Source organism: Frankia sp. CeD, assembly GCF_000732115.1.
Taxonomy (GTDB): Bacteria; Actinomycetota; Actinomycetes; order Frankiales; family Frankiaceae; genus Frankia; species Frankia casuarinae.
On the sequence record NZ_JPGU01000024.1, the window covers coordinates 1 to 19,670 of the forward strand.

Sequence of the window (19,670 nt, forward strand, 5' to 3'; positions counted from 1 at the left end):
TCGAACTCCGGCCGGTAGTCCTTCGTGGCCGACAGGTCGTTGTCGGTCAGCACGTCGATCAGGTCGACGTCGTCACGCCGTTCGGCAAGCTCGCGGATGTCCTCGTCCTGGCGGGTGACCCCGGCTTCCAGCCCTTCACGGTCGTCGGAGATCCGGCGGTAACCGATCGTGCGCAGCTTGCGAACCACCCCAGACCCGTACGCGGCGTCCCGATTGTCCGACCAGAGCGTGATGGCGGGCCTCACGCGGCCACGCTCCCCAGCTCGTGACCGCACTTCGCGCAGTGGGAGCGATCAAAGTAGCTGGGGACGTGGGGGCAGGGAACGAGCGTCAGCCGCTCCCCGCGCGGCCACGCGCGGCACGTGAGCGCGGACCGATCGAACGGCCGGTAGTAGACGATGGCCCCGCCGTCATCGAGAGGGGAAATGTAGTCGACCCATCCCAGCGGCGTAGCCATGCCCACCCGGACGTCGGCAACGTCCACCGTCGCCGGGGCATCGGCCTGCGGGGCCTCATGAACGAGCCCCAAGGCGGTGCGGCCCGCGTCGGTCAGCCGGTACGGCCGGAAACGAACCAGCCCCCCGCGCAGGTCACGGAACTGGTCAGGAACCTCGACGATCAGACCGTGCCTGGCTAGGCTGTCGATGGTTCGGGCATTGAGCTTGATCTCAGAAGCGCCGCGCGCCGAGAAGTAGCCGTGACCGACGCTGTCGGCCCGGTAGAAAACCGTGCCCTCGGCAACGAGAGTCAGCGCACGGCGCTGAGGGTCCGACAGCCGCGGGGCCTTGCTGGTGTGTGCGTCCATGGGGTCGACGGTTCGTTGTCGACATAGAGAATCCGCGATTCCGGCGCGACCTCATGTAGGTTCGGCGCGGTCGGCAGCCCGGTACCGATATNCAGGAACTGCCGGATGCCGTGCTCCGCCGCCAGGACGCGGGCCATCCTGACCATGAAGTTCCGGTTGGCCCGCATGGACGTGGGTAGGTTGGGCATACTCCTGGTGAACTCCGCGGCCGCAGCCCGGTCCGCCGGGAAGTTTTCCTTGCCGCCGAGTATGTAGTCGTAGACCCGCGCCGAGTGCGGAACGTCGCTCTTCAGGTCGACGTTCGGCGGCGCCCAGTCCGGCACCACCGAGCCGTGGGTCCACCCGGCGTTGTCACCTTTGGCCACGACTCCCCCTAGCTCTGACAGCGCCCATACACAGACGCACTGATTATTTCTCCCAGACTCTCCCATGACCCCGTAATGGCGGCATCGGATGGGGTCGGGGAGTGACGTCCTCGGGGAGTGTTGCCTCCTGGGATCCTGGGCATGCCTGGCCCCCTCGGCCCGCCTTCGGCCGCCCCGGGCTCCGGGGGCGGACACCGGATGGAGATCATCGTCTCGTGAGCACCGAGCTGATCGATCTGTCGGTACCCATCGTGACCGGCATGCCCGTCTACCCGGGGGATCCCGAGGTCGACGTGTCACCGGCACTGACCACGGCCGAGTCCGGCGTCAACGTGCAGCGCCTGCACCTGGGATCACAGACGGGCACGCATGTCGACGCCCCCTTCCACATCGACGACTCGCTGCCCAGGCTTGACGAGGTTCCGCTTCAACGTTTCACCGGACCCGCGGTTCTGCTGGACGCGCGGGGCTACGGTCCACAGGCGGCGATCGGCCCGGAGGTGCTATCAGGCCCCTTTACCCGCCCGTTTCCTCACGATGTCGTCGTCCTCATCGTCACAGGATGGTCCGTCCACTGGGGCCACGACGGGTACCTACGACATCCCTATCTCGCGCCGGACACCGCGCGGGCCCTCGTCAACGCGGGTGTCCGGACGGTCGGTATCGATGCGCTCAGCGTTGATCGAACACCCGGACCGGGCCAGGATGTCAGTCTCGCGGCCCACCGGATTCTGGGTGGGGCCGGTGCCGTCATCGTAGAGAACCTGACCAGTCTCGATCGACTTCTCACCGCCCGGGCGAACGGACGGCCCATCCACATCGTCCTGTTCCCGATTCCGCTCGCCGGAGCCGACGGTGCCCCGGTCCGGGCAGTCGCAAGCGTCGGCCCCGCGGATCAGCNCCCCNCCGCGTGCCGTCGCAGCAGCGGGTCGAGTTCGCCGGACGTGTCCCCCACGACGTTCCCGCCCGCCGGTGACGCATCGGCCGTCGGCCCGGCCGGCGTCGCCGTACCCGAGGGCATGATCCCGGTGGGAGCCACCAGCCCACCGTGCGTCCCCGGGGGGTTCACCTGTACCCGGCCGGGACGTGAGGTGGTCGAGCGCGTGCCCACGCGGGGCGCGGACCGGATGGCCGGCCGGGCCGAGGCCACGTCCACACCGACGACACCGTCCACACCGACAACACCGTCCACACCGTCCACACCGGTCTCGCCGTAGCCCGTCTCGGGGTACTCGGCGAACCGGGCGAGATCGTCCTCCTCCGCGCCCTCGTCCAGGCCTGGCTGACCAGCCGCCAGAGCGCCGAGGTCGATCGTCTCGGCGCAGGCGATCGCGAGCTCCTCGTCGGTGAGCTCCTCCACCGGCTGCTGGCCAACCCGCTCCTCCAGGGAGTCCGGTCCCGGCTGACGCTGCCGGTAGGCGAAGGAGGACCCGATCGGGGGCCGTCGGCGCCGGGCGGCCCGCTCGGCCTCGATCCGCCGGTCCATCGCCGCACGCGCGGTGGCCAGCCGCCGCTCAGTCTGCGCCGACCGGCGAAGATGAACGAGGTACGCGCCGAGTACGGCATCAACGAGGAACTGCCCGGCGATCCACAGCCCGCCGAGGACGGCGGCCAGCACGATGCTCACCGCAAGCAGGACGAGCAGGACGAGCAGGCGCTGCCGACGCACCCGCATCAGGGCGGCACGCTCGGCGTCCGCCCGACGCTCGGGACCGCGCGCAGGAACATCCACCCGCGGATCGTCGGGGTGCGCACCCGACCACCGTGGGCGGCCGGGGCACCCGTCCTCCGAGCCCCCGCCCTCCGGATCCTCGCCAGCAGACCCGCCACCGGATAGCAACGCGCCACCGGTCGAAGCGTCCTCGACGATCGGCGTGCCGGCCGCGATGGGCATCCCGGGGACGACCGGCTGCCCGCCGGGGGCTCCGGCCTCCCGGGACGGCTCGGCGGACACCGAATCCCCGAGCTCCGCGAGGTCGACCGGTCCATCGAAGAATTCCGCGTGCGACATTCCCGTTCCTCCCACGGTGAAGACGCCGCCATGATCGCCGCCGAAACGATCGACGACGGCACCGCCCCGGCCGGGCGGCCGTCGGGAGAGCACCCGCATCGCAACCGTGAAACGCTCGGTGGACCGCTGCTGCGCCGTCGTGTCGTGACGGCGCAGCCACATCGGGATCAGCACGAACCCCCAGACCGCGACGATCGCCACCCAGATCAACGCGCTCATCGGATCACACCTGCACGACCCTGGTCGCTCCCATCATCGACCACCATGATCCCGCCCGCCCCCATACTCCCACCCGCTCCTGTGGTTACGTTGTCAATCTCGCGGGATCTGTGGTCTCCGTGGTGTTCGCCGTTATCGGGGGGAGGGAACGCCGCGGGAAACGCGTCCCACCCACCACCCACTGGATGCGCACCATCCGCGGCGAGCGCGGCGGGNGCGGGCGCTCTGACCATGAGGAGCCTCTTCTCGACACCAACGATTGCGATTTCGTAGTCGACGCTAGTGAGCGAAATCCACGTGGTCACCGACCCGGAGCCCGCGTGTCGCATCCGCAACCGGATGGGCGATGGTGGATGTGTGGTCGTCAAAACGCACCGTGGCACCCCACCAGAACCGCGCATGGCCTATGGAAGCCCTCGTAGAGAGCATCGGCATCCGGTCAGGACCTTCACTTTGTCACCGGATTGAGATCCGGAACGACGGGCGGTGACGAGAAGGGACTACATCCGGTAACCGACACCGTCCCGGTGGCGGAGTGGAACGTGTCACGCAAGCCATGGATCCAGGCATCGTTCTCAGGCGCGGCGGCACCGTCGGGCACGGCACCGTCCGGGCACGGCACCGTCGGGCGGCGCGGCGGCCGCTCAGGGCCGGCTGTACCGGGTCTCCCGCCAGCGGTGCACCAGGCCCTCGGGGACGTCCTCGGTCGTCAGCGCGAATCCGATGTGGTCGTGGTAGCGGCCGTCGATGGCAAGGAAGTGCCGGTGCAGCCCCTCCTCGCGGAAACCGAGCTTCGCGAGCACCCGCCGGCTCGCGGCGTTCTCCGGGCGCACATTCGCTTCCACCCGGTGCAGCCCGACCGGCCCGAAACAGTGGTCGACGACGAGCGCGAGCGCGGTCGGCGTGATGCCTCGACCGGCGTACTCGCTGTCGATCCAATAGCCGACCTGAGCGCTGTTGAACGCCCCGCGCACGATTGTGGACACGGTCACCTGACCGACGAGCCGCCCCTCGAAGGTGATCGCGAACGGCAACGTGGCGCCGAGCCGGGCCTGCTGGCGCAGGCGGTGCCACATCTGACGGTAGATCGAGAGGGTCTGGCGCTGCGCCCAGGTCTCGCGGACCATCATCACTCCGGGTGGGGTCGCCTCCCACGGCGCCAGCCAGTCGGCGTTGCGCAGCCGCACCTCGACCCACGTGGAGGCGTCACGCAGACGAAGCGGCCGCACCTGGACCCGTCCGTCAGTCAGGACTGCCGGCCAACCCGGAGCTCCCACCGTCGCGCCCTATCCGGCGTCAGCGGCATCGACGGCAGCGGCATCGACGGCAGCGGCATCGACGGCAGCGGCAGGGCCCGCGGACCCCGCGGCCGGGTGCCCGTGGTCGTCGGCTCCGCGCAGCTGGGCGACGGCATGACCCACCACCCCGGCCAGCACGCCCAGCCCGTCGCGTACCCCACCGGTCGAGCCGGGCAGATTCACCACCAGGGTGGCGGCGACGGTTCCGACGAGCCCACGGGAGAGCATCGCCGCCGGCACGGTCTCCCGACCCGCCGCGCGCAGCGCCTCAGCGAGTCCGGGCACGGCCCGCTCAATCACCTCGCGCGTCGCCTCGGGGGTGACGTCGCGGGGACCGAGGCCGGTGCCACCGGTGCTCACCACCAGGTCCACTCCGTCGGCGACGGCGGACCGCAGCGCCGCGACGATCTCATCCCGCCCGTCCGGGACGATCGTCGCCGCGCCCACCTCGAAACCGAGCTCGACGAGCCCGGCGACGAGCAACGGGCCCGACCGGTCGGCATAGATCCCTCGGTACGCCCGGTCGGAGACGGTGATGACCCGGGCCCGGGCACCCGCGGGAAGGTGGCGCCTGCCACTCATTCCGCGGACCCCGCGTCCGGCGGGGGGTCGGCATGCCAGTCTCCGGAGCGCCCCCCGGTCTTCGCGATCACTCGCACCCCGGTCAGCTCCGCGGCGGGATCCACCGCCTTGACCATGTCGTGCAGCGTAAGCCCGGCGNCGGCGACGGCGGTCAGCGCCTCCATCTCGACGCCGGTCCGGTCCGCCGTCCGGACGGTGGCCATGATCACCACACCGTCGTCCCGTACGTCCAGCTCGACCGTGACGCCGGAGATCGCGATGGGATGGCAGAGCGGAACGAGATCGGGCGTGCGCTTGGCCCCCATGATCCCTGCGACCCGGGCGACTGCGAGGGCGTCGCCCTTCGGTAGCCCCTGCCCGCGCAGCAGCGCCACAACCTCGGGAACGACCCGCAGCATCCCGGTGGCGGTCGCGGTACGGACGGTGACGTCCTTCGCCGACACGTCGACCATGCGGGCCGCGCCGCGATCGTCGACGTGGGTGAGCCGGGCGGCGGTCACCGGGCCGCCGATCCGGCGGCCCGGGGCACGGCCGCGTTCCCCCGGCCGGCTTCGGCCCGCGGGCCGAAGCCGGCCGGGGAAGCCGGATCCGGGGAAGCCGGATCCGGGGAAGCCGGATCCGGGGCATCGACGTCCGCAGTGTCCGCAACCACCCAGGCCATGCCGGAGAGAATGGCCCCCGATGCGTCCGGGAGCAACAACGCCGGCAGCCGGCTGCCCGCCGGCACCTCGGTAACCCCCTCGGGGATGATCAGCAGCGCCTGCGCTCCCGCCAGCGAGGTGAGCTGATGTGACCCCTGCCCGCCGGCCAGATGGGCGACGGTGGCGGGTTCCAGGCGCCTACCGTCCCCGCTCCGCTCCAGCCCCACCCTCGGGAAGGACCTCTTCCCGAGGGGGGAACGCAGGTCGGATCCGACGGTCACGACAATCCGCGGGAGCCCGGTGCCGGCGAGACCGCGCATACGTTGCAGGGCCGGGCGGACGAACAGCTCGAACGAGATGAGGGCGCTGACCGGGTTCCCCGGCAACGTGAAGACGGNCACACCGTCGACCAGGCCGAAACCCTGCGGCTTGCCCGGCTGCATCGCGACCCGATCGAACCGGACAGTCCCGGTCCGCGCGAGCACCTCCTTGACGACGTCATATGCCCCGACGCTGACGCCACCGGTCGTCACCACAGCATCCACGTCGGGAAGCACCCCGTGCAGGGCTGCTGCGAAGGCGTCCGGCTCGTCGGGCACCCCGGCCAGGCGGCGTACCACCGCGCCGGCCTCCCGTGCCGCGGCGGCGATGCCATGGCTGTTCGAGTCGACGATCTGCCCGGCGCCCAGCGGTGTACCGACCTCGACAAGCTCGGTCCCGGTGGACAGCACCGCCACCCGCGGCCGGGGATGCACCGGCGGGCAGGCCACGTTGACCGCGGCGAGCAGGCTGATCTGCGCGGAGCCGATGATCGTCCCGGCGGGGAGCACCAGGGCGCCCGGGGCGACGTCCTCCCCCGTCCGGCGGATGTGCAGGCCACGGCGCGGCGCCCGCTGGACCGCAACGGTCCGGCGGCCACCGTCGGTCCACTCGAGCTGGACGACCGTATCCGCTCCCGGGGGCAGCGGGGCCCCGGTCATGATGCGTACCGCGGCGCCGGGGAGCAGCGCGGCCGGCGAACCCGGACCTGCGGGGACGTCGCCGATGACCGGTAGGGAGACGGGAGTGGCCGCCGACGCCTCGGCCACGTCGGCGGCCCGGACGGCGTACCCGTCCATGGCCGAGTTGTCGAACCCGGGAAGCGCGACCGTCGCCCGGACGTCCGCGGCGAGCACGCATCCGTGCGCCTCGTCCAGCCTGGCCTGCCGAGCGCGGGTCGGCCGCACCGTAGCCAGGATCCGCTCGAGGTGTTCATCCACCGAAATCATGGGCGCCCGTCCAATTCTCTGCCCTTCGATGCACCACTCGTCGCACGCCGGGTCCGGCATCACCCAGGCTACGGCCGTCGAAGCCCGGACATCTCTTACCCGCAGTTACCTTCAGGTATTACCCGCAGTTACCTTCAGGTAGCTCCAGCGGTCGGGGCGGGGGGCGTCCGCTCCNGGCCTCCCNCTCCGGGCCTCCCGGTCCGAACGGCATGCCGCGACCGCCGGGCGCTGGCCGGTTCCGGGAGCGTTCCGGTCCTTGCCGGAGTCGTCACCGGAGTCGTCACCGGAGCCGTCAAGGCCTACCCGAAGAGAAGCCGGCACATCCCGGCACCCTCAGGCGATGAAGCGGATAAATTTAAGCAATATGGATAAATCAGGACAATGCTGCCTTCGGACCACCAGACGCGACATACTCCTCGATCCACGGGTACAGCTCGGGGCCAAGGTCGGCGCGCTCGCACGCGAGCCGGATGACGGCCTTCAGGTAGTCCACCCGGTCACCGGTGTCGTACCGCCGACCCGTGAAGATCACCCCGTGCACGGGCTCGGCGGCAGTGTCGGTGCCGGCGTCCCCCGCGGCACCGGCCGGTTCGACCGCCCGTAGCGCCAGGATCCGCAGGGCGTCGGTGAGCTGGATCTCCCCGCCCCGTCCCGGCTCGGTCCGCCGCAGGACGTCGAAGATCGTCGGCGAGAGGATGTACCGCCCGATGATCGCCAGATTGCTCGGGGCCTGCGCGACCGGTGGCTTCTCGACCAGGTCACGGATCCGCACGATCCCGTACCGGTCGTCGGCACTGCCGGTGCCGGCACTGGTGCCGACGGACTCCACCGTGGCGACGCCGTAGAGGGAGACCTGGTCCTCGGGCACCTCCATCAGGGCGATGACGCTGCCCCCGAAGCGGCGCTGCACGGCAAGCATCTCCTCGAGCAGCAGGTCCCGCTCGTCGATGAGATCGTCACCGAGGAGGACAGCGAACGGCTCGTTTCCCACGTGCGCCGCCGCGCAGAGCACGGCATGACCGAGCCCACGCGGCGACTGCTGGCGGACCGAGTGGACCTCGGCCAGTTCCGCCGACACCCGGACCCGACGGAGACGAAGATCGTCACCCTTCCGTTCGAGGGCCGCCTCGATGTCCGCCTCACGATCGAAATGATCCTCGATCGCCTTTTTCGTGCGGCTTGTGACAAGCAGGACATCGCGCAGGCCGGCGCGGGACGCCTCCTCGACGACGTATTCGATAGCCGGCCTGTCGACGACCGGCAGCATCTCCTTGGGGACGGCCTTCGTCGCCGGCAGGAAGCGGGTCCCCAGACCCGCGGCTGGAATGACCGCCTTCGTTACTGGCATAGCCGAAACCTTAGTCGGGTCCGTGGACACGGGCACCGTCCACGGCCCCAGCACAGGCAATGCACAGCTCACGGCGGCCGCCGGTCCCGCCCGCCGCCCGCCCGGACATGCGCCGCGGGTCCGAGAACGAGCCCGCGGCACTCCGTGCCACCCGGTCCACCACCGACAACACCCCTACCGGTAACTGACAACACCTCCACCAACAATCGACAAATCACCATCAGTAACTATGGGTGCCACAATTGGTAACCTGCGCTCCCTCCGCCCGACATCACGCCCACGTTCGCGTGCCGTATGCCGCGGCAACCCCCCGCTGGCGGCCAACCTGCGGGAGGCTGTCGGTGTGCAGTGGAATGACCGGCCTCCGGGTGATCTCGACGAAGAGCTCACCGTCGAGCTGACGATCCGTCCGCATCCCGGACCGGTGTCCGGACGCGGGAGTCGGCCAGCGGNCCNGGGGCGTNCCCGCCCCCGCCACGACGGTGTCGACCGAACCCCCGGCACCGGCCCCGAGGCCGGCGGCGGCTCCGGGCAGATCGCACCCGCCCTAGTCGGCGGCGCGTCGGCGCTGGGTGAGACGAGCGAGGCAGGCGAGGCCAAGGCTCGCCTGCGGGCCCGGCTACTGGTACAGCGCCGCGCATCCGTGGCCCNGCGTCGGGGCTCGCTGTCCAGGTCGGATGCGTCCCGACTGGCCAACCGCATCCAGCGGCTGCCCGAGGTGGAGGCCGCGCGGTGCGTGGCGGCGTATGTGGGGCTGCCCGGCGAGCCGGACACCGCCGAACTGCTCGATCGACTGCTGGCTCGCGGAGTGCGGGTGCTGTTGCCCGCCCTACGCGCCGATCTCGATCTGGACTTCCGGGAGCACGTCGGAACACTGGTGCCCGGCGCGCTGGGTACCCGCGAACCACCGGCGGCGGCACCCCGTGGGGTTCTCGCCGAGGCCGACGTGGTGATCATCCCGGCGCTCGCGGTCGACCGGACGGGCCGGCGTCTGGGGCGCGGTGGGGGCTCCTATGACCGGGTGCTGGCCCGGGTGGGCGCCGACGTTCCGGTGATCGCCGTCCTGCACGACCAAGAGGTTCTGGATGAGATCCCCATGGAGTCCCACGATCACAACGTGAAGATCATCATCACGCCGAGTCGTACGCTACGGTGCGAACCAACCGATGGCACCGGGGAACATCTCGGGCCCTCTACAAGCTAAAGTTGGCAGTCTCCACGTCAGAGTGCCAACTCCGGGAGGAGCACGTGCCTACCTACCAGTACCGCTGCACCGACTGCGGGCGTGACCTTGAGGCCGTACAGAGCTTCAGCGACGTATCACTGACGGAGTGCCCGGCCTGCGCCGGACGACTTCGTAAAGTGTTCGGTTCGGTGGGCGTGGTGTTCAAGGGCAGCGGCTTCTACAAGAACGACAGCCGGTCCAACTCCTCCGGCGGGNCCACGCAGCACCGCCCCAAGGACGTCGGCGACGCCACGGCCACGGGTGGCAGCAGCGAGGCGACATCCGGGGGGAGCACCAACAGCTCCGTCAGCTCGGACTCGTCGTCCTCGACCTCGTCGGGCGGCACCGCCACGGCCTCCTCGACGACGTCGACTCCGGCCTCCAGCACCGCGGCGGCCTGACCAGCCGCTGGATCCGCCCAAGGCGTCCGGGCATCTCGGCCTGGACGCCTTTGGCATGCCCGGACACCGAGCACCCAGCTCCTCCCCGCCGCGGCTCACCCACCNGCCCCCGGATGCGGTAACCGGGAGATGCCGGCGAGGGTTTCCAGATCTTGCGTCACACCATGACCTTGGAAGCCATCTCTTCAGGCCCGGCTACGGCCAGCCCGGAGTTCGGACTTACTCATCTAACGGAAGCCCTTCCGCCCCACTGGCGGCGTTTTTCGGCCACCCTGAACCGGCCGCGCCACCGGGGTGGCCCGGAGCCGCTGGTGCCGACAGATCTGACCTGATGCGGTGGCCTCGGCCGATGGCCGGGACGCCTACTGTTTGCGCCGCCGATAGTGCTCCACGATCCAGGCGTCTACCTCTCGCTTGCGCCAAACCCGGGTGCCTTTGGCACCGCTACCCATCGGCGCGTTGATGACCTGCAAGGGCGCCGGAAACCGGGAGTCCTTGCGTGTCCAGTAGTCCACCGCCTGGCGAGTGATCTTGAGTTGGAACGCGATGTCCCCGATGCCGACCAACTGCTCACCGTCGTCCACGCGGAACATCGTAACCACTTTGCTCTTCCTCAAGAACCTCGCTAGGGTCTAATTTGCTGAGTAGCAAATAGATGGAGGAGGAAACCATGCCCCCCACCCCGCGCCGCCTGGATGAGGTCCGGGCGCTGTTAGACCGGGACGAGGACTACGACGAAGATCCGGTCGGCGATCCGCCGATCACGGTGAGCCGCTACCGGGCGTCGATACGGGCGCTCCTGGCCGCCCGGGTACCGGAGCCCGGGATACTCGCTTCTGCCTGGTCCCAGCGGGAGACGGATGCCTTCCTGGCGGGAAGCCGGGCGACCCTGCGCCTGGTCGTCGAGATAATCGGGCACGCCCTAGCGGCGGCACCCACCGGAGACGGCAGCGGCGGCGTAGATTGACCGGCGGCGAGCGGGCGGCCAAGCGGCCGGGNGGCCGGGNGGCCGCCCGCTCGGTAGCATGCCGGCGGCCATCGGGAAGTAATAAGCACACTCCGGGCAGCCCGCCGAACAACGGCCGGCCCTAACCCGTACCCGGCCGGAGTCCAATCCCGCATCCAATCCTGCAAACGATTCACCCGAAGCACTGTCGGGATCGCGACACCAGACCGCGGCACCAGGCCGTATCCCGCGCCGGGACCTCCGTTGCGAACAACCTGCGCCACACGAGGGGAAGATCATGGGGGCCACAGAGCCGCACGACGACAAGCTGTTCGACGACGAACGCGAGATCGGTTGGGGTGACGAGTCATTGTCCGAGGAAGAGGACCCGGACATCGAACGACTCCTCGCCGATCTTCCACCGCACCACGTCGACCGCTGATCCGGCGGCGAACCCACTCGTCACCACCAGCCCCCGCCACCAGGGCGAGAAAGTGCACCACTCGGCACTTTCCTGGCGCAATTATGGGGCGCCGGGTGCGGTTTGCCAGGAACGATCCGTGCCGGGTACCCAGCCAGCGGGGCGGCGTCCGCGCAGTTGGGCAGGACGTGAACGGGCAACCCGAGCCTGTCCTGGAGGACCCGCGCCGCTGATACCGCACGGGCGGAGAATTCTCACTCACGGTGATGATTGTGGGACGTGTCACCGCCGGGAGGAGCCTCGGTTCGAATTCCAGTCGGCGGTTGGCGCCGGTATCTCACCGAATCCCAATCCGACGACCGGCTCCGGCCCAGGTACCGTAGGGGGGTACCTGGACGGGAAGGCGCGATGGATGCACGGCTACACCAACACCAAGGACGATTACACCGCTCGGCTTCGCCGCATCGAAGGCCAGGTCCGGGGGCTACAGCGCATGATTGCCGAGGACAAGTACTGCATCGACATCCTCACCCAGGTCTCGGCGACGACCCGGGCGTTACAGTCGGTCGCCCTCGGGCTCCTCGAGGACCATCTGACGCACTGCGTGACGCACGCCGCCGCCGAAGGCGGTCCGGTGGCCGACGAGAAGATCCGGGAGGCGTCGGCCGCGATCGCGCGGCTCGTTCGGTCCTGACCACGGCGGTTGCGGTGAAGGCGGTTGCGGTGAGACGACGGACATCGCTTTCGAGGTTCGTCGAGGTCCCCGGGTCGGGTGCTGCGCAGGTCATCCTCGCCTGTTCACCTTCACGGAATATGCCTCCTGGATCTCGCAGGTTACGCCGGACGGCCCCGGACCGGGGCCTGCCGGATGGCGTCGGCCGGGTAGCGTCGGCCGGGTGACGAGCGAGACCGACGGCACCGCGGTGCCCGCCAACGGTGCGGTCGACCGCACCGCGTCGGTGCAACGGATCTGGCTGGACGACCGGTCCTGGGTCGACGTCACGCGCGGATGGCTACGCGAGGCCGACCAGCTGTACGAGACCCTGCATGCCGAGATCCCCTGGCGACAGGGAACCATGTGGCGTTACGAACGCCACGTCACCGAACCACGGATGAGCGCCTGGATCCCGCGGGGTCGGCCGGTCGCCTTTCCCGCCCTGCTCGACGCCTACCGGACCCTGCGGCGGACCTACGGCGTGGAGTTCGACGGCTTTGGCCTGTCGCTGTACCGGGACGGAGCCGACGGCGTCGCCTTCCACCGGGACCGCGAGATGCGCTGGCTCGACGACACGGTGATCGCCATCCTCACCCTCGGTGCCCGGCGACCGTTCCTGATCAAGTCTCGCCACCTGCCGCCCGGCCGACGGATCCTCAACGACCCGGAGGCATCCGGCGCTCGCGACCTCTCCCCGGCCGGCGGTGATCTGATCGTGCTGGGAGGTCGGGCCCAAGCCGACTGGCTGCACGCGGTGCCCAGGGTCCCGGAGCACGTCGCCGGACGCATCTCGGTCCAGTGGCGATGGACGTCCCGGACGGGCCGCCCGGAACAGGGCCCCGGTTACGGCGCCGCGCGCCACTTCTCGCGATAGCCGCCGCCTGCCGGCTCCCCGAGGCATCCTCACCTGCCCGCACCCGCGGCACCACCACCAGCAGCAGGCCGGACATCACGAGGAACGCGACCAACCCGGCCGGTCACCGGGCGGGCCGGTCACCGGGCGGGTCAGTCACAGGGCGGGTCGTAGTGCCGGTGACCGAGGTAGGTCCGCCACTGCTCCCGATTGATGCGGCCCTCGGCCCTGGCACAGATCTCGTCCTCGGCCGCGAGCAGGTCGAGCTGCCAGAGACGGACGGCGTCACCGGCTACGACTGCGAGGACGCCCTCATGTCCCAGAGGTCCGAAGACCGTCGCCGTCGGCGCGGTGCCGACCGGCAGGGTGGCCCGCTGCACCGGCCGGGATGGTGAGCGCATGTCCCAGAGCGTTACCTGACCGGCCGGGGTACTGACAGCGAGGACCCGCCCGTCGGCGGAGAGCGCGATCGAACCGGCCTGGCCTGGCCGGCTCGCGATGGCGGTGAGGCGGTGCAGTCCCCGGGGGCTGTCCAGCCCATAGATCTCCGTCAGCGAGCCGCCGTCGGAGGTACTCGCCACGGCGAGCCACCGGCCGTCCGGGCTGACGAGGAGCTTGCGGACAGTGGCGGGGGCGGTCAGCTGGGCCCGGCGGCGCGGTTGCCCGGCAGCGGTCACATCCCAGACGGAGAGATGGCCTACCCCCCCGACCGCGAGCGAGTCGCCGTCGGGGGTGAAGGCGAGGCTGGTGACCTCCGCCGGCTGGGGCAGCTCGGCGAGGGCGCGAGGATTCTGCGGATGGCCGATGTCCCAGAGACGGACGACGCGATCGGCGCCCGCCGAGGCCAGGGTTCGACCATCCCCGCTCACCGCGACGCTCGCCACCGCACCCGTGTGTCCCCGCAACTCGGCGAGCAGACTCACCCGTTGACNGGTGTTGATCGCCGACTGAAGGTCNCCGTCGTCCGNGGNCCNGGGCNGGGCCAGCCGCCATAACCGGATCNCCCCGTCCGTCCCCGCCGTCACCATGATCGTGGACGCCCGCACACCCGTGGCCGGACCGGATGCGGGTATCAGCGCGACGGCGAGCAGGCCCTTCACCGCGGCCGCCGGGGCGACCCCGGCCGCGAGGGGGCTGCGATCTCCCATGGCCGCGGCCACCGCGGGCAGGTCGGTGATGTAGCGCACCCGGCCAGGGCCGATGATGTTCCACACCGACCCGCCGAAGTCACCGACGATGATCAGATATCGACCATCCGGGGTGATCAGCAGATCGCGGATCGCTCCCGTCGCCGGCCCGATCTGCCGGATGCTCGCATTGACCAGCGCCTCCGCCGCAGCCGAGGTCGGAGCCATGCGGTAGGCCGAGACGGCGAGTTGGCCGGCGAGATCCGGTTCCCGGTCGAGAAGGCGCATCGCGCCACGGGCCGCCTCACGCGACGTGGCCGCCGCGCTGCGCTCCCGCAGCGTATCGACGATCACAACGGTCGAGAGGACGAGCACCGAGACCGCCACGCCGATCGAGAGCACGCGTCGAAGCCACCCGCGGTCCAGGTGATCCCGCGGTGACGATGGTGATGACAAGGCGGAGACATTCCCGGTGCCCTCCTGGACGTAGCTTGCGCGCGCTCTCGCGGCCGCGGTGGGCAGTGGGGCGGGCACACCGGCCAGAGCGGCCGACGGACCGGGAGACGACGGAGCGGGAGACGACGGAGCGGGAGACGACGGACCGGGAGACGACGGACCGGGAGACGACGGACCGGGAGACGACGGACCGGGAGACGACGGACGCATCCGCGGTTCTGCTCCGGTACGGACGGCGCCGAGGGCGACCGCGGCGGCCGGCGGGACGGCCGTGATCTCCGCGGCCGGCGGGACGGCCGTGATCTCCGCGGCCGGCCCGGTCCCGAGCACGGTCACGGTTTCGAGCACGATCTCGAGGCCGTGGATGGCACCGATGGCAGGAGCGGCGAGGTCGCTCGTGCCTACGACCTCCGGTTTCGTCTCGGACTCGACCGTCCGCCTCGTCTGCNNNGNCNCCAGCGTCTCGATGGCACCCGCCGGCAGGGCGAGACGCCGGGTGGGTTCGACCGCCGGCTCCGCCTCGCTTCGTGTCGGATAGGCCATCAGCTGTTCGAGCAGTTCGGCCGCGGCCGGCCGGCGCTTCGGGTCCTTGCGCATCGCCGCCGCGACCAGCTCTCGCAGCTCCGGGCAGAACACGGACAGGTCGGGTTCCGCGTAGACGGCCCGCTGCAGCAGGACCCGGGGCGTTCCGGCACCGAATGGCGGCCGGCCGGTCGCGGCGAACAACAGCATGCCGCCCCAGGTAAAGACATCCGATGCGACGGTGGCGGTCTGCCCGAGAGCCTGTTCGGGCGTTATGAACGCAAGTGTTCCGATACCGGACGGCGGTCCGCCCGGATTATTGATGCTTACCGCATTCATCGCTCGGAAGAGCCCGAAGTCAACCAGCCGCACTCCCTGCCCGGAAAGAACCACATTGATAGGCTTCAGGTCGCCGAGGAAAATTTCCAATTCGTGCAGTGCGGCCAGAGCCGTCGCCAGCCCGACGGCGAGCCGGTAGGTGTCTGGTCCGGACAACGCTGCGCCGCCGGCGACGGTTGCGGCGAGAGTCGGAGCGTCGATGAACTCCGCGACGACGTATGGGGGGCGAGCGCCCGTGTCGAGGTCGAGGATGGCGGCGAGGCAGGACGGCGCCAACCGGCGGATGTTGTCGAGGTCGACGCGCAGGCGCCGACGGAACTCTGCGTCCCGCCCGAAGGGCGCAGTAATCGTCTTGACGAGGACCGGACGCGCCTCGCCGTTACGTNCAAGAAACACTGGTCCTGTCCTGGCGTCGACCAGCTTCCGTTCAACTGTATACGGACCGATAGTCTGGAGATCAGTCCCGGTGAGCCCAGGGAGGTTGCGCCGGGATATCGCCATACGACGAAACCTCCTACGACTGCACAAACCGGCCGTGCCGGCACGGCGGCGGATCTGGTCGACAAATTCATGTTATCGGCGCGAGCCATGGGCCGGGCGCCCCCTTGTGGTGGTCGAGCACCCACACCCACGCCATCCCGCCTAATGTTGGCGGGAGGCCGGATGCCCGCCGACGGGCGTGGACGATCAGGCGTTCGTCGGCCGGGCGAAGGGCTGCAACCGGGTGACGAGTCCGCGGACCTCGGCCCCGGCCGCAGCCAGGGTCTCCTCGGCGGAGCTGCGGCTGCTGCCCTCCAGCAGGACGTCCAACGCGATCAGCCGCTCCGCGATCTCCGTCATCAGATCAAAGTCGCGAACACGCTGGTGGACCAGTTCGGCCAGCCGCTCGTTCTTCTCGAACAGCTCGACGAAGACGCTGACCTTGGCCCGGAGCAACCAGGGGTCGAAAGGCTTCGCGATGTAGTCGACCGCGCCGACAGCGTAGCCGCGGAACGCGTGATGCGGCTCGCGGTCGATCGCCGTCAGAAAGATGATCGGAGTGTCTCGGGTACGCCCCCGCTGCTTGATCCGGTGCGCTGTCTCGAAACCGTCCATCCCCGGCATCTGGACGTCCAGCAGGATCACCGCGAAGTCGTCCACCAGAAGACGCTTGAGAGCTTCCTCACCCGACGACGCCGTGACGAGATCCTGATCCAGCGAGGCGAGAATCGCCTCCAGGGCCATCAGATTGTCCGCTCGATCGTCGACCAGCAGGATCTTGCTGCGGGGCCGTNCCGTGCTCGNCCCNCNTNCGCCGTCGANGNAACCGCCGGTCCGCTCGGTCACCCGCCTGCCTCCTCCTTCGCGATCGCCCTGCCGACCCGTGGTGGGCGTCGCCACCCCTACATGATCACTGATCGCTCCCGGCGGCATCTCACCACCCCACCGATAGCCACCCGAATGCGCACCATACGCGATCTGATCAATACAGATACGACCGCATCACCCCGAGGAGGTGCTCCAGATCCACGGGCTTGGTGATGTAGTCGGTGGCTCCGGCGGTGATGCTCTTCTCCCGATCTCCCGGCATGGCCTTGGCGGTCAGCACCAGGATCGGCAGGTCCGCGAACGCCGGCATGTCACGGATCATCGAGGTCGTTTCGTTGCCGTCCATGCCCGGCAACATCACATCCATCAGCACGAGGTGCACGGGCGGGGTGTCCTGCTGCAGCATACGGATCGCATCATGACCGTTGTCGGCGTAGAGGACCCGCATTCCGTACATCTCCAGCGCGCTGGTGAGCGCGAAGACGTTGCGGACGTCGTCGTCGACGACCAGCACCGTGGTGCCGACCAGGGGATCGGATCCTTCCGATCCCTCGGTCAGCGGGCGGCTGGCGGACTCGGTGGACTCGGTGGACTCGGTGAGGAACGGAGTCCCCACCGTGACGGGCTCGCTCGGCCGCCAGCCCGACGTGAAGGCCGCCGAGCCCTCCGCCGGTCCGCTGGCCGCGGCGGACCAGTGGGCGCCGCCGATCCCACCCGCGTCCCCGTGCCCGGCGGTTCCCCCCGCGCCGGGCCCGGAACGGGTCGGGGACAGGGACGAAGACGAAGACGGGGACGAGGGCGCGAGTGCCGCCGTGCCGAACCGGTCGGCGTCGGGGTTCTGCCATCCGTTCGCGGGCCCGGCATCGCGGCCGGCGGACGGCGCGGGTCCGCCACCCGGTTCCGCGTCCACTCCCTCACCCGACCGCCGCCCGAGGTACTGACCCGACGGATCGACGATCATGAGAACGTTGTCTGGCTCGCCCGGCGTGACCCCAAAGGGCGGCGTCTGCGCCGGCGGGGCCGACGGCAGGNAAAGGGNGAAGGNGCTCCCACGGCCGACCACGCTGGAGACCGCGATGGCCCCGCCCAGCAGGCGGGCGATCTCCTTGCTGATCGACAGGCCGAGCCCGGTGCCACCGTAGCGACGCGACGTCGTGCCGTCCGCCTGTTGGAACGCCTCGAAGATCATCCGAAGCTTCTCGACGGCGACCCCGATTCCGGTGTCGGTGACCGCGAACGACAACACCGTGCCCGCGGAACACAGGCTCGGCGAGAGGAAGGGCAGATCCGGCCGGGCGACGGTGACGTCCAGCCGGACGGTGCCGGTGTCGGTGAATTTCACCGCGTTCGACAGGAGGTTCTTCAGCACCTGCTGGAGGCGCTGCTCGTCGGTGACGAACTCGGCCGGCACGTCGGGAGCGAGGTTGACCTGGAATGACAGGCCCTTCTCCTCCGCCACGGGGCCGAAGACCCCGGCGACCGCGTCGCAGAGCGCCGCCGTGCGCACGGTGGTCGCATCGACGTTCATCTTGCCGGCCTCGACCTTCGACAGGTCCAGGATGTCGTTGATCAATTCGAGCAGCTCGGAACCGGCGGAGTGGATCGTCTCGGCGAAGTCGATCTGCTTGCGGGAGAGGTTACGGTCCGGGTTGTCGGCCAGCAGCTTGGCGAGGATGAGCAGACTGTTGAGCGGCGTGCGCAGCTCGTGGCTCATGTTCGCCAGGAACTCCGACTTGTACTGCGACGACAGCGCCAGCTGCTCGGCCTTCTCCTCCAACCCGATGCGGGCCAGCTCGATCTCGTGGTTCTTCTCCTCGAGCAGCGCCGCCTTCTCCTCAAGCTCGTTATTCGTCCGCTGCAGCTCGACCGACTGCGAACGCAGCTCCTGGGTGAGCCGCTGGGACTGGGCCAGCAGCTCCTCCGTCCGCGCGTTCGCCATGATCGTGTTCAGCACCACCCCGATGGTGTCGACGAGCTGGTCGACCAGGGTGAGGTGCAGCTCGGAGAACGGCGAGAACGAGGCCAGCTCGATGACGCCGAGCACCTGGTTCTCGAACACGACCGGCACGACGACCAGGTCGCACGGCGGCGCCTCACCGAGTCCGCTGCGGATGTTGAGGTAGCCGGCTGGTACGTGCTCGACTCGGATACGGTCGCGTTCCAGGGCCGCCTGCCCGATGAGTCCCTCGCCGAACAGGAAGGTGCCGTCCGAGCGGCGCCGGGGCACCGAGCCGTAGCCGGCGACGTAGCGCAGCTTGTCACCCTCGATGAAGTCGAGCAGGTAGACCGTGCCCTGCTGGGCGTTGACCGCTGGCGTCATCTCACTGATGATCATCTGGCAGACCGCGTAGAGATCGCGCTGGCCCTGCATCTTGCTGCCGATCCGGGCCAGGTTGGACTTCAGCCAGTCCTGCTGGGCGTTGACCTCGGTGGTCTCGCGCAGTCGCGCGATCATCTGGTTGATGTTGTCCTTGAGCTCGGCGACCTCGCCCTCGGCCTCCACCGAGATGGACCGGGTCAGGTCACCGCGGGTCACCGCGGTGGAGACGTCGCCGATCGCCCGCAGCTGGATGGTCAGCGTGGACGCCAGCTGGTTGACGTTGTCGGTGAGGTCCTTCCACGTTCCGGCGACTCCGGCTACGGTGGCCTGACCGCCGAGCTTGCCCTCGACGCCAACCTCCCGGCCCACCCGGGTGATCTCCGCTGCGAACGAGGAGAGCTGGTCGACCATCGTGTTGACGGTGTCCTTCAGCTCGGCGATCTCACCCTGCGCGGTCACGGTGATCTTCTGGCTCAGGTCGCCGCGGGCCACCGCCGTGG

At 69.8% G+C, this 19,670-nt stretch carries 18 protein-coding genes and 2 pseudogenes; 7 read left to right on the plus strand and 13 right to left on the minus strand.

Annotated features, from left to right (window positions below):
• From CED_RS13715 to CED_RS13725, 3 genes and pseudogenes are all read right to left on the minus strand, one after another.
• On the minus strand, window positions 1-245 hold a 245-nt coding region (locus CED_RS13715; RefSeq protein WP_035911203.1), incomplete at its 3' end, for a recombinase family protein.
• Window positions 242-805: a hypothetical protein gene (locus CED_RS13720; protein WP_035911206.1), complete on the minus strand. Its 564-nt coding sequence runs from the start codon at window positions 803-805 to the stop codon at window positions 242-244. The genes CED_RS13720 and CED_RS13715, both read right to left, overlap by 4 nt.
• A gap of 8 nt (window positions 806-813) precedes the next feature.
• Window positions 814-1,236 (minus strand): annotated as a pseudogene (locus CED_RS13725) (SAM-dependent methyltransferase); the annotation flags it as partial.
• Window positions 1,237-1,430: 194 nt separating this feature from the next.
• Between CED_RS13725 and CED_RS26225 the strand changes: the two are divergent.
• A pseudogene (locus CED_RS26225) lies at window positions 1,431-2,060 on the plus strand (cyclase family protein); the annotation flags it as partial.
• Window positions 2,061-2,065: 5 nt separating this feature from the next.
• Here CED_RS26225 and glpR read toward each other — a convergent pair.
• From glpR to CED_RS13760, 6 genes are all read right to left on the minus strand, one after another.
• On the minus strand, window positions 2,066-3,400 hold the full coding sequence (gene glpR / locus CED_RS26230) for a gephyrin-like molybdotransferase receptor GlpR (protein ID WP_035911210.1): 1,335 nt from the start codon (window positions 3,398-3,400) through the stop codon (window positions 2,066-2,068).
• A 644-nt stretch (window positions 3,401-4,044) separates the two neighbouring features.
• The gene (locus CED_RS13740) at window positions 4,045-4,677 is read right to left on the minus strand and encodes a GNAT family N-acetyltransferase (protein ID WP_011438406.1); all 633 of its coding nucleotides are present in this window, start codon (window positions 4,675-4,677) and stop codon (window positions 4,045-4,047) included.
• A gap of 9 nt (window positions 4,678-4,686) precedes the next feature.
• Window positions 4,687-5,280: a molybdenum cofactor biosynthesis protein B gene (locus tag CED_RS13745; RefSeq protein WP_035911213.1), complete on the minus strand. Its 594-nt coding sequence runs from the start codon at window positions 5,278-5,280 to the stop codon at window positions 4,687-4,689.
• Window positions 5,277-5,780, minus strand: a complete 504-nt coding sequence (moaC, locus tag CED_RS13750; protein ID WP_035911216.1) for a cyclic pyranopterin monophosphate synthase MoaC — start codon at window positions 5,778-5,780, stop codon at window positions 5,277-5,279. Before moaC ends, CED_RS13745 begins: the two co-directional genes overlap by 4 nt.
• Window positions 5,777-7,189: a gephyrin-like molybdotransferase Glp gene (glp, locus tag CED_RS13755; RefSeq protein ID WP_235187079.1), complete on the minus strand. Its 1,413-nt coding sequence runs from the start codon at window positions 7,187-7,189 to the stop codon at window positions 5,777-5,779. Before glp ends, moaC begins: the two co-directional genes overlap by 4 nt.
• 373 nt (window positions 7,190-7,562) lie before the next feature.
• Window positions 7,563-8,537: a UTP--glucose-1-phosphate uridylyltransferase gene (locus CED_RS13760; RefSeq protein ID WP_023840985.1), complete on the minus strand. Its 975-nt coding sequence runs from the start codon at window positions 8,535-8,537 to the stop codon at window positions 7,563-7,565.
• A gap of 343 nt (window positions 8,538-8,880) precedes the next feature.
• Between CED_RS13760 and CED_RS13765 the strand changes: the two genes are divergently transcribed.
• Together CED_RS13765 and CED_RS22700 are read left to right on the plus strand one after the other, a co-directional pair.
• Entirely contained in the window at window positions 8,881-9,741 is an 861-nt protein-coding gene (locus tag CED_RS13765; protein ID WP_235187080.1) for a 5-formyltetrahydrofolate cyclo-ligase, read from the plus strand.
• 44 nt (window positions 9,742-9,785) lie between these two features.
• Window positions 9,786-10,163, plus strand: a complete 378-nt coding sequence (locus CED_RS22700; RefSeq protein WP_084680803.1) for an FmdB family zinc ribbon protein — start codon at window positions 9,786-9,788, stop codon at window positions 10,161-10,163.
• Between the two features lie 362 nt (window positions 10,164-10,525).
• Here CED_RS22700 and CED_RS13775 read toward each other — a convergent pair whose 3' ends face one another.
• A complete protein-coding gene (locus tag CED_RS13775; RefSeq protein ID WP_173645797.1) occupies window positions 10,526-10,756 on the minus strand; it encodes a hypothetical protein in 231 nt (76 codons plus the stop codon).
• Window positions 10,757-10,833: 77 nt separating this feature from the next.
• Between CED_RS13775 and CED_RS13780 the strand changes: the two genes are divergently transcribed.
• The 4 genes from CED_RS13780 (at window position 10,834) to CED_RS13790 (ending at window position 13,119) form a co-directional block, all read left to right on the plus strand.
• Window positions 10,834-11,130: a hypothetical protein gene (locus CED_RS13780; protein ID WP_023840988.1), complete on the plus strand. Its 297-nt coding sequence runs from the start codon at window positions 10,834-10,836 to the stop codon at window positions 11,128-11,130.
• Window positions 11,131-11,407: 277 nt separating this feature from the next.
• Complete coding sequence (locus tag CED_RS24740) at window positions 11,408-11,551, plus strand: hypothetical protein (RefSeq protein ID WP_023840989.1); 144 nt, start codon at window positions 11,408-11,410, stop codon at window positions 11,549-11,551.
• Window positions 11,552-11,942: 391 nt separating this feature from the next.
• Complete coding sequence (locus tag CED_RS13785) at window positions 11,943-12,224, plus strand: metal-sensitive transcriptional regulator (protein WP_011438415.1); 282 nt, start codon at window positions 11,943-11,945, stop codon at window positions 12,222-12,224.
• A 202-nt stretch (window positions 12,225-12,426) separates the two neighbouring features.
• Window positions 12,427-13,119, plus strand: a complete 693-nt coding sequence (locus tag CED_RS13790; protein WP_011438416.1) for an alpha-ketoglutarate-dependent dioxygenase AlkB — start codon at window positions 12,427-12,429, stop codon at window positions 13,117-13,119.
• A 131-nt stretch (window positions 13,120-13,250) separates the two neighbouring features.
• On the opposite strand, the gene CED_RS13795 is transcribed toward CED_RS13790, so the two are convergent.
• From CED_RS13795 to CED_RS13805, 3 genes are all read right to left on the minus strand, one after another.
• Window positions 13,251-15,938 (minus strand): WD40 repeat domain-containing serine/threonine protein kinase, encoded by a 2,688-nt coding sequence (locus tag CED_RS13795; protein ID WP_051868819.1) that lies wholly within the window; start codon window positions 15,936-15,938, stop codon window positions 13,251-13,253.
• 291 nt (window positions 15,939-16,229) lie between these two features.
• Window positions 16,230-16,868, minus strand: coding sequence for a two-component system response regulator (locus CED_RS13800; protein WP_035911221.1), 639 nt, complete (start codon window positions 16,866-16,868; stop codon window positions 16,230-16,232).
• 136 nt (window positions 16,869-17,004) lie between these two features.
• Window positions 17,005-19,670, minus strand: a 2,666-nt coding sequence (locus tag CED_RS13805; protein WP_035911224.1) for an ATP-binding protein, incomplete at its 5' end; no start/stop codon positions are given.

Bases quoted from the DNA above. Each gene is read 5' to 3' on its own strand.
- CED_RS13785 (WP_011438415.1), top strand. From the start codon at position 11,943: ATGCACGGCTACACCAACACCAAGGACGATTACACCGCTCGGCTTCGC.
- CED_RS24740 (WP_023840989.1), top strand. From the start codon at position 11,408: ATGGGGGCCACAGAGCCGCACGACGACAAGCTGTTCGACGACGAACGC.
- CED_RS13720 (WP_035911206.1), bottom strand. From the start codon at position 805: ATGGACGCACACACCAGCAAGGCCCCGCGGCTGTCGGACCCTCAGCGC.
- CED_RS13780 (WP_023840988.1), top strand. From the start codon at position 10,834: ATGCCCCCCACCCCGCGCCGCCTGGATGAGGTCCGGGCGCTGTTAGAC.
- CED_RS13775 (WP_173645797.1), bottom strand. From the start codon at position 10,756: ATGTTCCGCGTGGACGACGGTGAGCAGTTGGTCGGCATCGGGGACATC.
- CED_RS13760 (WP_023840985.1), bottom strand. From the start codon at position 8,537: ATGCCAGTAACGAAGGCGGTCATTCCAGCCGCGGGTCTGGGGACCCGC.
- CED_RS13745 (WP_035911213.1), bottom strand. From the start codon at position 5,280: ATGAGTGGCAGGCGCCACCTTCCCGCGGGTGCCCGGGCCCGGGTCATC.